The sequence below is a fragment of the Vibrio sp. TRT 1302 genome (genome assembly GCF_050113875.1).
In the GTDB taxonomy this organism is placed as follows: Bacteria; Pseudomonadota; Gammaproteobacteria; order Enterobacterales; family Vibrionaceae; genus Vibrio.
This window is the reverse complement of sequence record NZ_JBNJOF010000004.1, coordinates 131,971-147,466: the sequence shown is the minus strand read 5'-3', so window position 1 is coordinate 147,466 and position 15,496 is coordinate 131,971. Positions and strand designations below refer to the sequence as shown.

Here is a 15,496-nt window from a genome sequence, read left to right as displayed (position 1 = left end):
AATTATACTGCGTGATAATCATTGTCATTAAACAAGTGATGAAGACTAATGAAATAAGTGAAAATCCTAATATACCGTGAAAAAACAGCAAGATAGATGTTATTGATAGAATGAGAATTTAAATAAAGTCTATTCCAATCAATTAGATAGCGATCGTTAACAAGGATATAACATTTCATTCCATATGAGACTTTGTTCACCTTTATGCATAAAAAGTGAAAAAATATTTGAAGTGTAATAATTAGGTATTAGCTTAGTTTAATAAGAGGCAAGCAAAAAGCCTTAGATTATTTATTCTATGTTTGTCGCAATGACAAATATATGACAAGAGTTTTTCAATATTTGTTTGGGTTATTAATTTCTGTAAAGAATGGAGTCTCTTAATGAAGAAAATCGCTTTGATCACTGGGTCGAAAGGCGGAATTGGTTCTGCTATTTCCTCACAACTTGTCGAGGATGGCTACCGAGTCATCGCCACTTACTATACCGGTAATTATGAGTGTGCGTTGGAATGGTTTAATGAAAAAGGATTTAACCAAGATCAAGTTCGATTGTTTGAGCTTGATGTAACAGACACCGAACAATGTGCTGAGCGACTAGCTAAATTGCTTGAGGAAGAGGGCACGATTGACGTGATCGTCAATAATGCTGGGATCACTCGAGATGGTCTGTTTAAAAAAATGTCTCCTTCTGCGTGGCGAGATGTTATCGAAACTAACCTTAATAGTGTTTTCAATGTTACTCAGCCTCTATTTTCTGCGATGTGTGAAAAGGGAAATGGTCGCGTAATCAACATCTCATCAGTCAACGGTCTGAAAGGACAGTTTGGTCAAACTAATTACTCTGCAGCCAAAGCCGGAATGATCGGTTTTTCAAAAGCACTTGCCGCAGAAGGTGCTCGAAGTGGTGTGACGGTTAACGTTGTCGCACCAGGTTATACCGGCACTCCTATGGTCGAAGACATGCGTCCAGAAGTGCTCGAATCAATTAAAGAACAGATCCCGATGCGACGTCTTGCAACTCCGCACGAAATTGCACAATCCGTCTCTTATTTGGTCAGTGATGCCGGAGCCTACATTACAGGGGAAACACTCTCTGTAAATGGCGGCTTATACATGAATTAAAGGGACGAGCAGATGGAAAAAGTATTTATTGTAGCGGCGAAGCGTACACCGATCGGTGCTTTCGGTGGCTCGTTGAAAGACATTTCTGCGGGAAATCTAGCTTCAATTGCCATCAAAGCAGCGATTGCTGACAGTGGCGTTAAGGTTGACGCGATTGATGAAGTCATTGTGGGCAATGTGGTCAGTGCCGGACAAGGTATGGGCGTTGGTCGACAAGCTGCGATTTACGCTGGTATTCCGCATCAAGTGCCTGCTTATTCACTCAACATGGTGTGTGGCAGTGGTATGAAGACGGTGATGGATGCCGCAAGCCACATCAAAGCTGGTGATGCAAATATCGTGGTAGCAGCAGGTGTAGAAGTGATGTCTCAAATCCCATTCACAGCGCCATCAAGTATTCGTGATGGACACAAAATGGGCAACATGAATCTGACTGACCTACTGATTAACGACGGACTGACGGATGTTTATAACCAATACCATATGGGTGTTACGGCTGAAAACGTGGCCAAATTGGTGGGCATTAGCCGTCAGCAGCAAGATGAATATGCGTTGGCGAGTCAGTTAAAAGCGGTGTCTGCAATTGAGGCGGGTAAGTTTAAGCAAGAGATCGTCTCGGTTGATGTTAAAAAACGTCGTGAGACCGTTGTGTTCGATACGGATGAATATCCAAAGCCTGACGTGACCCTGACTGGCTTGTCAAACCTGCGTCCAGCGTTTGATAAAGAAGGGACCGTTACTGCGGGCAATGCGTCAGGAATCAATGATGGTGCTAGCGCCATCATCGTAGCCAGTGAATCGGCAGTGAAGGAGCACGGGCTTACGCCAATCGCTGAAGTCGTGAGCTATGCTCAGTCTGGACTTGAACCCGAAATCATGGGACTAGGCCCTGTTGAAGCTGTCAGCCTCGCATTGCAAAAAGCGCAACTGACTACAGATGATATTGGTGTCTATGAGCTCAATGAGGCATTTGCTGCTCAGGCACTGGGTGTGATTCACCAACTGGCTGAAAAGCATGGTGTGTCAGTCTCCTCAATTCTTGAGAAAGCCAATGTTAATGGCGGTGCAATAGCACTTGGTCATCCACTTGGGGCCTCTGGAAACCGAATTCTAGTTTCACTCATTCATGAACTTAATCGCAGTGGAAATCAATACGGTGTCGCTTCACTTTGTGTTGGCGGCGGTATGGGTACTGCTGTTGTTATCAAATCAATTAACTAACCCAATTAAATGGACTTAACTTAGGAGTACCAACCATGTACACAGATTTTTTCAAAACGTTTGCAGATCAAACAGAAAAGACAATGGAACCATACGTAAAATTCAACAAGCTAGTGACAAAGAATGTTGAAGTACTCACAGAGCTTCAGCTTAACGCTATTCGCACATACAGCGATATGGGTCTCGCTCAGATGAAAGCAGCAAGTGAAATCAAAGATGCGACATCACTTACCGCTTTCAGTGGTCAACAGCTAGCGGCACTAACCAAACTTTCTCAACAGATGATGGATGACAGCAACAAGCTTCAGGCGATTGCTAAAGAGTTCAAAGACGATGTTGAGCAAATGACATCGGAAAACCTTAAGACAGTGACTCCTGCATAACACTGACTTTTTTGCCGCCGAAAGGCGGCTATTTTCCGATCTTAGGAGTCGTTATATGTTACAAAACTTCTTTTCGGACTACCTTGTTAAGCTCCAAGAAACCAATCAAAAGTGGTGGGAAGATCTAGAGTTGAGCAGGGCAGCCGCAAACTCCCCACTCAATAAAGCAATGCAAGAGGTTAACCTCGAAGATACCGCCAAGTTATTTGAAAGTGCGGCGAATCAACCTGCGGCATTGCTTAAAATTCAGGCTGAGTGGTGGCAACAGCAGTTGCAGATTTGGCAAAATGTCGCGCTTACGGCCAACACTGAGGACGTCGTCAGCGCAGAGAAAGGTGACAAGCGCTTCTCTAACGAAGAGTGGCAAAAAGACATCTTTTTCAATTTCATCAAACAGTCTTATCTACTGTTTAGCAAAACCTATCTTGAGACAATCAACAGCATTGAAGGACTGGATGAGAAAAGCAAAGAGCGCATTAGCTTTTTTTCTAGACAAGCCATCAATGCGCTGTCGCCGAGCAATTACATTGCGACTAATCCAGAATTACTTAAGCTCACACTAGAACAAAACGGTGAGAACTTATTAGCGGGTTTGGAACAATTGAAGGAAGATGTTGAGTCGAGTGCGGATATTCTCAAGATTCGTATGACCAACAATAATGCTTTCCGATTGGGTGAGGATATTGCCAACACCCAAGGTGACATCGTGTTTCGCAATGAGTTGTTTGAACTGATTCAGTACCGCCCGTTGACGGAAACGGTTAACGCGACCCCGTTATTGATTGTTCCGCCTTTTATCAATAAATACTACATCCTTGATCTGCGAGAAAAGAACTCTATGGTCCGCTGGTTATTGGAACAGGGACACGCGGTATTTATGATCTCATGGCGTAACCCAGGGAAGTCTCAGCAGCATGTCGAGTTTGGCGACTATGTCACTGAAGGCGTCGTGAAAGCGGTTAGTGCCATTGAAGATATCACCGGTCAGGAACAGATTAACGCCGCAGGCTATTGTATTGGCGGGACGGTTTTGGCAAGCACCGTTGCCTACTACGCCGCGAAGCGAATGAAGAAACGTATTAAGAGTGCATCCTTCTTCACTACTTTGCTCGATTTCTCGCAGCCTGGTGAGGTGGGGGCGTACATTAACGATACCATCATCAATGCAATCGAAGTGCAGAATAACGCCAAAGGTTATATGGATGGACGCTCTTTGAGTGTCACTTTCAGCCTGTTGCGTGAAAACAGCCTGTACTGGAATTACTACGTAGATAATTATCTCAAAGGGAACAGCCCAGTAGATTTTGATCTATTGTATTGGAACAGTGACAGCACGAACGTAGCGGCGGATACGCATAACTTTATGTTAAGAGAGCTATATCTCAATAATAAGTTAGTGGCGGACAAAGGCGTTAAAATTGGCGGTGTATGGATCGACCTGAATAAAATCAAAATTCCAAGTTACTTCGTTTCAACCAAAGAAGACCACATCGCGTTGTGGCAGGGCACCTATCGTGGTGCGCTCAACGTTGGCGGCAACAAAACCTTTGTGCTTGGTGAATCAGGGCATATTGCCGGTATTGTTAACCATCCAGCCAAAGGGAAGTATGGTTACTGGACGAACGATTCTCTCGACGATAGTGCCGATGAATGGTTGTCAAACGCTTCTCACAGTGAAGGGTCATGGTGGACGCATTGGCACCAGTGGCTGTTGTCGTTCAATCCAGATGAACAGGTAGCGCCATTTACGGTAGGAAGTGAACAGTTCCCTGCACTTGAAGTTGCGCCTGGACAATACGTCAAACAGACCTTACCGATAACCTCGGATAACTAGTCTGTTCAGTGCAAGATTAAAGCCTCTGGTTAACCACCAGAGGCTTTTTGTTTGTATTCTCTGCATCAATCTGTTCTAGTGGGTTTAATTGGTTAGGAGAGGGAACGGAATGAAAACCATCGGTATTATTGGCGGAATGAGCTGGGAGTCGACAGTGACGTATTACAAACAGCTTAACCAAGGTATAAAAAGTGCGTTAGGCGGTTTGCATTCAGCGAAAGTGGTACTCAACAGTGTCGACTTTGCTGAAGTTGAAGCACTGCAACGCTCAGGGGACTGGCAATCCAATGCTGATATTCTCTGTCAGGCGGCGCAGTCTTTAGAACGTGCGGGCGCAGAATTTGTTCTTATCGCGACCAACACCATGCACAAAGTGGCGCAGCAGGTTGAAGAGTCGATCTCCATCCCGCTTCTCCATATTGCGGATGCCACTGGTGAGACGTTAATAGAGCAGGGAATCACAAAAATTGGCTTATTAGGCACAGCATTTACGATGGAGCAGGACTTCTATAAGCAGCGTCTAACCGATAAGTATGGTATTGAAGTTGTGGTTCCAAATGGCGTTCAGCGTCAACTCGTTCATACCGTGATATACGATGAACTCTGTCAAGGGCAGATCAGTCAACGTTCCAAGGATGATTTTCTCACCATTATTGACGACCTCTATGCCGATGGAGCACAAGGGGTGATCCTTGGCTGTACTGAGATTGGTTTGCTGGTTGAACAGGCAGATACGCGAGTGCCCTTGTACGACACCGTAATGATTCACGTTGAGGCTGCGGTAAAAGAGGCACTGCGATGAATCGTAACGTTTGGCTTTTATCGCTGTGCCAAGCGCTATTAATGACTGGCAATATCCTTTTGATTTCTGTCATTGGATTGGTAGGAAAAACACTGGCTCCCAATAGCAGTCTGATTACGTTACCTGTCGCAGTACAATTTCTAGGTTTGATGAGCGCGACGATTCCGGCTTCACTGATAATGGGCAAGCTGGGGCGTAGAAAAGGGTTTAGCATTGGTAATATCATCGGTATTAGCGGAGCAAGCTTAGCGACATATGCTTTGTCTATACAGGCCTTCTATCTATTTTGTGCAGGTACTTTCTTGCTGGGGATTGGCATCGGCTTTGGCACCTTGTACCGATTTGCAGCCATTGAAGTGTGTGATGAAAGTGCAAGGCATCGTGCGATATCGATCTCAATGGCTGGTGGCGTTTTGGCCGCCATGCTGGGACCAAACTTAGCCATTTACTCTCAGCAATGGTCCGCCGATGGGCTTTATGTTGGGGCATTTATGGCACTGATTGTTCTTAATATCTGTGCGCTGTGCTTATTGCAAACGATTCAGTTCCCTAAGCCACAGTCAGCGACGCAAGTAGCCAAAGTCGATTCATTAGCGACGATCATCAGAGCGCCCAACTTTATGGTGTCCGTATTCGCTGCAATGGTGGCATATGCGGTCATGAATATACTGATGACGGCGACACCGCTCGCTATGATTGGGTGCGGCTTCGATTTTAATAAAGCGGCGGGCGTAATCGAATGGCATGTTCTGGGGATGTTCGTTCCTGCATTCTTTACGGGGCGTCTGATTGAACGCTTTGGTGCCAGAAGAATGATATTGGCGGGCGGCTTACTGTTTATTCTATGTATTGCCATCAATATACATGGCCAGTCGATTTGGCACTTCAGCTTGGCTCTGGTTCTTTTAGGTGTCGGCTGGAACTTTATGTTTATTGCGGCAACCGGATTGTTTAGTCAATCTTACCAAAGTCACAATAAGTCCAAAGCTCAGGCCTTTAACGAATTTTTTGTCTTTAGCTGCGTAACGATCACGGCCTTAATGTCAGGGTGGTTAGAGGCATCCGTAGGTTGGCAGACGATGAATGTCTACGTATTGCCATTTGTGTTAGCTGTAATTGTTGTGTTTGGCGTTAATACCTACAAAACAAGTAAATTAACGGCTTAATATGGCATTAAATAAGAAAGGCAGGGGGATACCTGCCTTTTTTATATCGTGAATTTTTGTTCGTTACTCAGAAGAAAGGGAGAATAAAAAAGTGATTCTGAGTATTAGAATTGTGATGAAATAAGTTCCACAAGTTCATTTTCGGTTTCTGGCATTTTGTCGAGTTCTATTGAACACGAAGCGCCGCCTTTGAGCATATATGCGGTTGTTGTGCAGTGGTCATGGTGAAACCATTTTCCATTAACGCAAACATCTGTGTAGCAGCGTGGGTCTTGTTTCAGTTCCATTGGCATCTTCCTTGTTACTTTCCTGTTAACGCAATGTCAAAATAACCTCAATTGATTGAATAAAAAATGATCTAAATCAATTCAAGATGAGAACTAGACAAAGGTTGTAGTGATTGGCAGCAAGTTATTCTATAAAAAAAGGGAACCCAAGGTTCCCAAATAGAAGTGCAGTTATTGTTATAGAATCACGTTATGCTCGGGCGAACTTGTAAGTTCTATAGCCGCCGATTAAGTTGCGAGCCTTGTAGCCATTGTTGACTAATTGACGATAAGCGACGTTACCGCGTAAACCAACTTGGCAGTAGATTACAATCTCTTTGTCTTTCGGTAACTCGTGCATACGCTGGCGCAATTGGTCTACAGGGATGTTTATCGCATCCTTAATGAAGCCAACGTTTTCAAGCTCACCAGGGTTACGTACGTCAAGCAGTACTTGATCGTCAGTGAGTGAATCCATCTCATCAAAATGAATCGGTGTAGCGTCACCTTTGATGATGTTGTTGGCAACAAATGCCGCTTGGTTGATCACGTCCTTGGCACTGCCATATGGTGGCGCGTAAGTGAGTTCTAAGTGTTGAAGTTGCTCAACAGTCATACCCGCACGTTGGGCAACCGCCATCACATCAATTCGTTTATCGACACCATCTTTACCCACCGCTTGAGCACCGAAGATTTTGCCTGTTTTTGGATCGAACAACATCTTGAACGATACAATCTCAGCGCCAGGGTAGTAACTCGCATGGCTGGCGGTATGCACATAGACTTTTTCATAGTCGACACCTTCGCGCTTCAACTGCTTCTCGTTTTTCCCAGTGGAAGCTACGGCAAGGTCAAAGATCTTACAGATAGCCGTGCCTTGTGTACCTTGATAAGTTTCATTGCGTCCGAGCATGTTGTCGGCAGCCATACGACCTTGACGGTTAGCTGGCCCTGCAAGAGGAACCAGAGTTTGTGCACCTGTAACAAAGTCTTTTTCTTCAACTGCATCACCGACAGCGTAGATGCTAGGATCGCTAGTCTGCATCATTTCATTGGTGTAGATTCCACCCAGACCACCAATTTGCAGTCCTGCTTCTCTTGCCAACTTAGTTTCAGGGCGCACACCGATAGCCATAATTAAGATGTCGGTGGTTAACGACTCGCCATTGTTGAGCGTAAGATTTAGCTCACCTTCGACATGTTGGTGCTCAGTGTCTTCGCCAGAACTAAAGCTCGCAATATGTTGGTTTGGTATATACTCAACCGCTTCAAGCGCTACGCCTAGTTTAAGATCGATGCCTTTTTGACGAATTTCAGCATGAGCAAAGCCCGCCATTTCACGATCAACCGGTGTCATCACTTGGTCAGCCATTTCAATCAGCGTGGTTTTAATCCCCAACTGGTGGAAAGCTTCCATCATTTCTAGACCGATGAATCCGCCACCCACAACCGTTGCGTGCTCTGGCTTGTTCATCTGGATGGTTTGAATAATGCGATCCATGTCTGGAATGTTGCGCAGCGAGTGGGTCAGCGGGTTCTCAATGCCTGGGATTGGCGGAACCACAGGGCCAGCACCAGGGCTCAGCAAGAGGAAATCGTAGCTTTCGATATACTCACTACCATCCAGTAGGTTCTTAACCGTAACCTGCTTGTTGTGTCGGTCGATAGAAACGACTTCGTTCATAACACGAACATCAACGTTAAATCGAGCTAAGAAGCTTTCTGGAGTTTGCAATAGAAGCTTGCTGCGCTCTTTAATATCGCCGCCAATATGGTAGGGAAGACCGCAATTTGCAAATGAAACAAACGGGCCGCGTTCAAACATGATGATTTCGGCCTCTTCACTTAATCGGCGAGCACGAGCTGCCGCAGATGCGCCGCCAGCCACACCGCCGACAATTAAAATCTTAGTCATTAATAAACCTCAGTTAACGAAAGCCAAACTTTTTCAAAATGAAAACCGCTGGGCAGATACCAGTAAAGGCACTTTGAATCAAATTTACGCCGACAAAAACGGTTATCCATACAAAGTGGCTACTGACTGTGAAAGTAAGTAGCACCGACAATAAAACCATACTTCCTGCTAGTACGCGAATCGCGTTTTCCATTGTCATAATCGAGTTTCCTTGTTACCGATTAAATCGAATTAGGTTCAATATAGATTCTTTAATTAGAAAAGTCTAATGTTAATTTGTCTAATTTTATAATCGCTAAATTAGAATTGACTAATTTGTGTATTTGCGTAATATCTAGAGATGTAATCAATAAAGAGGCAAATCATGGCGACACAAGCAATGAACATCGAAGACATGCAGGACAACGCAACGCAGGCTGCTGATCTACTTAAAGTGATGGCGCATCCTGAGCGTTTAATGGTGCTTTGCCAATTGATTCAAGGTGAGGTGGGCGTAGGTCAGTTGCAACAAAGTTCTGCTCTAAGTCAATCTGCGTTTTCTCAGCACCTGACTGTATTGCGTAAGCATGACTTGATTCAGGCACGCAAATCCTCACAACAGGTTTTTTATTCACTAGCGGATCCACGTGTGGAACCGTTAATCCTGAGCTTACATAGCGTTTTTTGTAAATAAGAAGGTAATCATTTCGATGTTAGAAGTTGTTCCTTGGCACTCGTTATTTGGTGGAATGTTGCTCGGAGTCTCTGCGACTCTGTTGATGCTTTTTAACGGTAAAGTGGCCGGAATTAGTGGTGTGATAAACGGTTTGATCAGCCCACGAAGCGGTGAATTTTCATGGCGTCTGCTGTTTTTCACCGGCATGGTGCTAGGTGGACTACTAAGTGTAGCCCTGCTTGGTGTTGAAGTCCCAGTAACCGAAGGTATTTCTCTCTCTCTACTGATTTCTGCAGGTTTATTAGTGGGGTTAGGTACACGTATGGCGAATGGCTGTACTAGTGGGCACGGTATCTGTGGCATTGGACGCTTATCGAAGCGTTCAATCATTGCCACCTGTGTTTTTATGTTGGTTGCTGGTGTGACCGTGTATTTCCGTTTACATGTTTTCCAATAAAGGCGGTTTGATGAACACTTTGTTATTTCGTTTATCTGCATTGATTAGCGGTCTATTGTTTGGCGTTGGTATGGCGCTGTCGGGAATGATTGAACCGCAAAAGGTTATTGGTTTTCTGGATGTTGCAGGACAATGGGACCCAAGTTTGGCATTTGTGATGGGCGGAGCATTGCTTGTTTTTATGCCGTGCTATTTTCTAGTGATCAAACCTCGTAAAGCATCTGTTATTGGATGTGAATATAGTTTGCCTAAAGCAAAAAACGTTGATTCAAAATTGATTTCTGGTTCGGCACTGTTTGGCCTTGGCTGGGGAATCGCAGGTATCTGCCCAGGTCCTGCGGTTGCAAGTCTCGGTTTAGGAAATCTATCTATTGTGATTTTCTTCTGTGCTATGGTCGTTGGCTCGCTGCTGGCGAAAGTCATATTCGGCAAGAGCAATAACCAGCCACGTATTGTGAGATCCAGCTAGGATCCATTGGAGGGGACATGGAACGTGCGGCAACCAAGGATGGTGTGATTCATTCTGTAATGAATAGCTTCTTCCCAGCAATATTGATTTTTATGCTATTGGCAGTTGGAGCTGCGGCATTATGGCTGACGCCTAAAGAGGAAGATCCGCAAATTGTTGTTCCGATGGCGGATGTATTGATTTCAGCACCAGGACTCAGCGCCCAGCAGGTTGAAAATCAAGTTACTGAGCCACTGGAAAAACTCCTAAGTCAGATTGATGGTGTTGAATATGTTTACTCTTCATCAATGGAGGGGGCAGCACAGGTCATCGTCAGGTTTTACGTCGGTGAGCCACGTGAAGCGGCGCTAGTCAAACTGTATAATAAGCTCTATTCAAACCAAGATCGTATTCCACCGTCGGTAAGCCGTTGGTTAGTCAAACCCATTGAAATTGATGATGTGCCTATCGTCGTTGCGGCGATCTATTCGACTGATGCAGACAAGGTTGACCGCTATCAACTGCGTCGTATTGCTGACCAAGCGACTCTCGGTATTAAAGCCCTGCCTTTGACCAACAGCGTTGCAGTTATTGGTGGTGAATCGAGAAAGATTCACATCGAGCTTGATTCACTTGCCATGGCAAACTTTGGCGTCACAGTGAGCGATTTGAACTATGCACTGAGCGTAAGTCATACCAAATCCCAAGCTGGCGCGGTGCAAATAGCAGGGCAGCAGTTCCAACTCGAATCCGGTCAGCTGTTTAAATCTGCGCAAGATATTCAGGATCTTGTCATTGCAGTCGTCAACAATAAACCTGTCTACTTGCGCGATATTGCCTCTGTTGTTGATGGGGCTTCTGAAGCAGCAACCGACACTTGGTATATCTCTTCAGAAACCGCAACTGAGTATCCAGCGGTGTTTATCTCTGTCGCGAAGCAAAAAGGATCGAATGCGGTCGATGTGGCTCAATCAATAGTTGATAGATTTGACTTACTTCAAGACGAGCAATTTCCCAGCGAAGTTAAGGTCGACATTATTAGGAACTATGGTCAGACCGCTGACGATAAGGTGTCTAACCTGGTCTCTAGCTTAGGAATTTCAATCGTTACCGTGGTGGTATTTGTCGGTCTGTTCCTTAACTGGCGTAGTGCACTTGTGGTGGGTATTGCTATCCCTATTAGCTACGGGGCGGCGTTGGGAATGGACTTGCTGTTTGGCTACTCGATCAACCGCGTTACCCTGTTTGCACTGATTTTGGCGCTGGGTTTGATTGTCGACGACCCGATCGCGAGTATTGATAATATTGAACGTTTTCTAAAACGAAAAGACTTGTCTCGTACCAAGGCCATTGTGGCGGCGATGGTAGAGATTCGCAGTGCACTTTTAATGTCCACGGTCGCGATTGTGATTGTCTTTACTCCGATGTTCTTTATTACCGGAATGATGGGACCTTACATGGCACCGTTGGCATTCAATGTTCCTATCAGTGTTATATTCAGTACTATCGTCGCGTTCTTTATTACGCCTTGGTTGGCCAAAAAACTTCTTAAAGCGACCAAACAACAAGACCATTACCAAATAGAAAATTCCGCGCTATACAAACTTTACTCGAGAGTTTTGACGCCTCTGCTTGCGAGTCGTAAGAAGGCGTGGCTGTTCTTAGGCTTAGTTGCGATGTTGTTTTTTGCGGCGGCAACCTTACCTGCTTTGCGTCTCGTTCCGCTTAAACTTTTGCCTTATGACAATAAGAATGAGTTTCAGCTGGTGTTGAACATGCCTGAGTCCGCCAGTTTTGCTGACACTTCAAATGCATTGCGCGTATTCGCAGATTATTTGCTACAAGTACCAGAAGTCGAATCAGTCTCGGGATTTGCGGGGTTAGCGTCTCCAATGGACTTTAATGGCATGGTTCGTCATTACTTTATGCGTAGTGAACCGTATCAAGGTGAGTTGAGAGTGGTACTAGTAGACAAGCATAGCCGCTCAATGCAATCACACCAAATTGTTACGCGACTCAGAGAGGATTTGGAGTCCATTGCACGAAAACAAGACGCAGATATACAGTTAGTCGAAGTGCCGCCAGGCCCTCCGGTGATAGCGACGATCACAGCGGAAGTGTATGGCAATGAGCAGACCAGCTACCAAGAATTGATTGCGCAGGCAGACATTGTTGCAAAGAGACTGAGAAGCGAAGCCTTTGTATCAGAGGTCGACACCAGTGTTCAGAAGCAACTGGAGACTTGGCAGTTTATTGTTGATCAGGAAAAAGCAGCGCTTTCAGGCATTTCAGTCCAAGATATCAATGCCACCATTACCGCGGCCAATAAAGGGCAAGTACTCGGTTATTTGGCCAGTGCCCAGGAAGTAGCGGCGCTGCCGATAGAAATTCGTCTACCGAGAGGAGAGCGTGATTCTTTAGACAGCCTGTTGCAACTCTATGTTCGTGGGCAAGCGGGGGTAGTGAAAGTGGCAAGTCAAGGTACGTTCAGTGATGCACCGCAACCGTTAGTTCAGTTATCGGAGCTGGGCGAGTTTGTCAAAAGAGCTGTGGATAGTCCGATCTATCATAAGAACCTCAAACCTGTTGTGTATGTCTATGCAGAGTCAGTAGGTCGTGTTCCTGGTGAAATCGTTGCTGACGTCATTGCCGACCAAAATAGGCACAGTGAGCGTGAATTTACTGACTGGAGCAATCGTACTTACTTGAGTAACGGTTCAGGACAGAATTGGCAGTTGGACGATAATATCCACGTGGTATGGAGCGGAGAAGGGGAATGGAAAATCACGGTTGATGTTTTTCGTGACCTCGGAATCGCATATGGTGCGGCTTTGCTAGGCGTGTTTGTTGTAATGTTAATTCAGACTGGGCTGCCTGCTGTTTCTGGCATTATTATGCTTGCTATACCGCTCACCGTGATTGGTATCATGCCGGGATTCTGGCTATTAAATAGCTTGTCGAGTGACATAAATGGTTATCCAGACCCAGCACTATTTACGGCAACCGCGATGATCGGAATGATTGCATTGGCGGGTATTGTGGTGCGTAACTCTCTTGTTCTCATTGAGTTCATCCAGCAATCCTTGGCTCGCGGCGAATCGTTAAATAATGCTTTACTTCAATCGGGCGCAGTTAGGATGAGGCCGATATTACTCACCGCGGGTACTACGTTACTGGGTAACATCGTTATTACTCTCGATCCAATATTCAATGGATTAGCATGGGCAATTATTTTTGGTATTACCGCTTCAACCATATTTACTCTACTGGTTATTCCAGTGGTCTATAACCTCGCTTATCAGAATAAACAGGGCCATGGACTTCCTGTATTGGAGGATGAACAATGATCAATCGTAAACTTTTATTAGGAACCGTTCTCTTCGCCGGACTTGCATTGGTCTTCCTCTACATGGCAGGCGTGTTTACTCCTAAAGTCTCGACCCAAATGCAAGCACGTGATGCGGTCACTCAAACACAGACAGTTGTCACTCTGGTTGCTACCGAAGAGCGTGTAGTGCGACAGTTTCCGGGAACGGTCGTCGCGGATCAAAAAGCGACGATAGCCGCGAGATTAACGGCAACGGTCGTCGAAGTGTTGGTTGAAGTGGGTCAGCCAGTCCGTAAAGGAGACGTGTTGCTGAGATTAGAAAGTGACGATCTTAATGCGCGAGTCAGGCAGACTGAGCAGAGTTTGTCATCTTCACAAGCGCAGCTAAATGCAGCGCGTAAAGAGTATGCGCGAATCAAAGAGCTCCTGAACAAAAAATTGGTACCGCAAGCGCAATTTGATCAGGCTGAGAGTACATTAAAGACAGCGATAGCGAATTTGGAGCAGGCGCGAGCGGCGGTTTCGGAAGCAGAAACAACGTTTGGTTTCAGCGTAATTACGGCACCTTTTGATGGTGTTATTACCCACAAACCGATTAACTCAGGTGACACAGCAACACCAGGTATGGCGTTGCTGTCGATGTACAATCCAGACTCACTCATTGTTGAAGCGGATGTTGCCGAATCAGTCATGCCCGCTTTGTCGATAGGCGCGACGTTGGCGGTTGAGATCCCAACTTACCAGTTGGTTCTCGATGCAAACATCAATGAAATTGCGCCGGCGGCGGATAGTGGGTCGCGCAGCTACCTAATCAGATTGGGTTTCGACACCGAACATACACTCTATCCAGGCAATTTTGCCCGAGTATCTGTTGAACTCGGCAGTGAAAAAGTACTTAAAGTCCCAGTTGCTGCTATCTATCAAGTCGGTCAATTGGACTACGTTAAAGTGGTCGAAGAGGGTACTGTTCACACTCGACTTGTCCAATTGGGGGATGACTTCCGAGTGCGAAAAGGGCTTGTTGAAGGGGATGTTGTACTACTTAATCCCGGTGATTTGTAGCTATTGAATTTCAGTGCTCAGAGGGCAATGGTCGCTGAGTTGATGCTTAATCACATCGCTGATCGCAAAGACATCTTGTTTGGGTGTCGATGCGGTTAGCGTGTCACTGACAATGATATGATCGATGAGTGAGCGAAATTGGTGAGTCTTATTCGGGTTGTTACGTGATTTCACTTTACAATCCGCCCGACTGGATTTTGATGCCAGTGATGCGCGAGTCTGATCTGAGATACCTTTCCATAACCAATCATTTTGATAACCCATATTGTGGTTAAAATCCCCAAGAATGATATAGGCTTCTTGTTTGGATTCACGAAGCCTTATCCAGTCATTGAGAGCTTGCCCTTGTCCCTTGAGTGTTTGGCACTCTTGGCTGTTGTTAAATCGACCGGAACATCCTGCTTTCAGATGAACAGAAAGCGCATGAAGCGGTTGATTGCTAGTTGGGTCAATGATGATGTAACTAGCGAAACGCAGTTTACTGTTGTTAGCGTTATCAAGACGAAGGTCTTTGGCGTTAGTCACTTCAATTCCTTTTCTAACCGCAAAGCCAGTGTATTGATTGATGCTATCGAACTGGTGACGCTGGTTGCTGCGTTCACTTCGCTCAGAAAAAAACATTTGATATTTCGTGCCAATGACCTTGGTCAGCACTTGCGCATCGTTCACTTCCTGAAACGCAACGACATCACTATTGATGTTGAGAAAGTGCCGGTTTAGTACCTGAAAGTCTGCGCTGCTTCTCTGCGATGCAGAAAACTCTGGTGATGGTTGGCTGCTTAGCCATTCGAAATTCCACGTTGAAAACGTCATCTGTGGTGCTGACGCAGCAGGA

General features: G+C 45.5%; 15 protein-coding genes. 11 read left to right on the top strand and 4 right to left on the bottom strand.

What is annotated here, in order from left to right; all coding sequences use genetic code 11:
- The first annotated feature begins 383 nt into the window (after positions 1-383).
- From ACQEXP_RS07810 to ACQEXP_RS07785, 6 genes are all read left to right on the top strand, one after another.
- The gene (locus tag ACQEXP_RS07810) at positions 384-1,124 is read left to right on the top strand and encodes an SDR family oxidoreductase (RefSeq protein WP_138970949.1); all 741 of its coding nucleotides are present in this window, start codon (positions 384-386) and stop codon (positions 1,122-1,124) included.
- Positions 1,125-1,136: 12 nt separating this feature from the next.
- Entirely contained in the window at positions 1,137-2,345 is a 1,209-nt protein-coding gene (locus ACQEXP_RS07805; RefSeq protein ID WP_426969236.1) for an acetyl-CoA C-acetyltransferase, read from the top strand.
- 35 nt (positions 2,346-2,380) lie between these two features.
- Complete coding sequence (locus ACQEXP_RS07800) at positions 2,381-2,728, top strand: phasin family protein (protein ID WP_138970951.1); 348 nt, start codon at positions 2,381-2,383, stop codon at positions 2,726-2,728.
- Positions 2,729-2,783: 55 nt separating this feature from the next.
- Entirely contained in the window at positions 2,784-4,562 is a 1,779-nt protein-coding gene (phaC, locus tag ACQEXP_RS07795) for a class I poly(R)-hydroxyalkanoic acid synthase (RefSeq protein ID WP_426969234.1), read from the top strand.
- A gap of 109 nt (positions 4,563-4,671) precedes the next feature.
- Positions 4,672-5,364, top strand: coding sequence for an aspartate/glutamate racemase family protein (locus ACQEXP_RS07790; protein ID WP_426969232.1), 693 nt, complete (start codon positions 4,672-4,674; stop codon positions 5,362-5,364).
- Positions 5,361-6,530, top strand: coding sequence for an MFS transporter (locus tag ACQEXP_RS07785; RefSeq protein WP_426969230.1), 1,170 nt, complete (start codon positions 5,361-5,363; stop codon positions 6,528-6,530). Before ACQEXP_RS07790 ends, ACQEXP_RS07785 begins: the two co-directional genes overlap by 4 nt.
- 104 nt (positions 6,531-6,634) lie before the next feature.
- Here the strand turns inward: ACQEXP_RS07785 and ACQEXP_RS07780 are convergent, their stop codons facing one another.
- From ACQEXP_RS07780 to ACQEXP_RS07770, 3 genes are all read right to left on the bottom strand, one after another.
- On the bottom strand, positions 6,635-6,817 hold the full coding sequence (locus ACQEXP_RS07780) for a hypothetical protein (protein ID WP_269374855.1): 183 nt from the start codon (positions 6,815-6,817) through the stop codon (positions 6,635-6,637).
- Between the two features lie 190 nt (positions 6,818-7,007).
- Positions 7,008-8,711 carry an FAD-dependent oxidoreductase gene (locus tag ACQEXP_RS07775; RefSeq protein ID WP_426969228.1) on the bottom strand — a complete coding sequence of 568 codons (1,704 nt, stop codon included), beginning with the start codon at positions 8,709-8,711 and terminating at the stop codon, positions 7,008-7,010.
- A gap of 13 nt (positions 8,712-8,724) precedes the next feature.
- On the bottom strand, positions 8,725-8,910 hold the full coding sequence (locus ACQEXP_RS07770; RefSeq protein ID WP_426969226.1) for a YgaP family membrane protein: 186 nt from the start codon (positions 8,908-8,910) through the stop codon (positions 8,725-8,727).
- Between the two features lie 165 nt (positions 8,911-9,075).
- Here ACQEXP_RS07770 and ACQEXP_RS07765 point away from each other — a divergent pair, with 165 nt between their 5' ends.
- From ACQEXP_RS07765 to ACQEXP_RS07745, 5 genes are read left to right on the top strand one after another with little or no spacing between them, the layout of a single operon-like run.
- Entirely contained in the window at positions 9,076-9,384 is a 309-nt protein-coding gene (locus tag ACQEXP_RS07765) for a metalloregulator ArsR/SmtB family transcription factor (RefSeq protein WP_426969225.1), read from the top strand.
- A gap of 16 nt (positions 9,385-9,400) precedes the next feature.
- Positions 9,401-9,823, top strand: coding sequence for a YeeE/YedE family protein (locus ACQEXP_RS07760; RefSeq protein ID WP_269374851.1), 423 nt, complete (start codon positions 9,401-9,403; stop codon positions 9,821-9,823).
- A gap of 10 nt (positions 9,824-9,833) precedes the next feature.
- Positions 9,834-10,292, top strand: a complete 459-nt coding sequence (locus ACQEXP_RS07755; protein WP_269374850.1) for a YeeE/YedE family protein — start codon at positions 9,834-9,836, stop codon at positions 10,290-10,292.
- Positions 10,293-10,309: 17 nt separating this feature from the next.
- Positions 10,310-13,618 (top strand): efflux RND transporter permease subunit, encoded by a 3,309-nt coding sequence (locus tag ACQEXP_RS07750; RefSeq protein WP_426969222.1) that lies wholly within the window; start codon positions 10,310-10,312, stop codon positions 13,616-13,618.
- Positions 13,615-14,661, top strand: coding sequence for an efflux RND transporter periplasmic adaptor subunit (locus ACQEXP_RS07745; protein ID WP_426969220.1), 1,047 nt, complete (start codon positions 13,615-13,617; stop codon positions 14,659-14,661). The genes ACQEXP_RS07750 and ACQEXP_RS07745 overlap by 4 nt, the downstream gene beginning before the upstream one ends.
- On the opposite strand, the gene ACQEXP_RS07740 is transcribed toward ACQEXP_RS07745, so the two are convergent.
- On the bottom strand, positions 14,662-15,474 hold the full coding sequence (locus ACQEXP_RS07740) for an endonuclease/exonuclease/phosphatase family protein (protein WP_426969218.1): 813 nt from the start codon (positions 15,472-15,474) through the stop codon (positions 14,662-14,664).
- Positions 15,475-15,496: the final 22 nt, after the last annotated feature.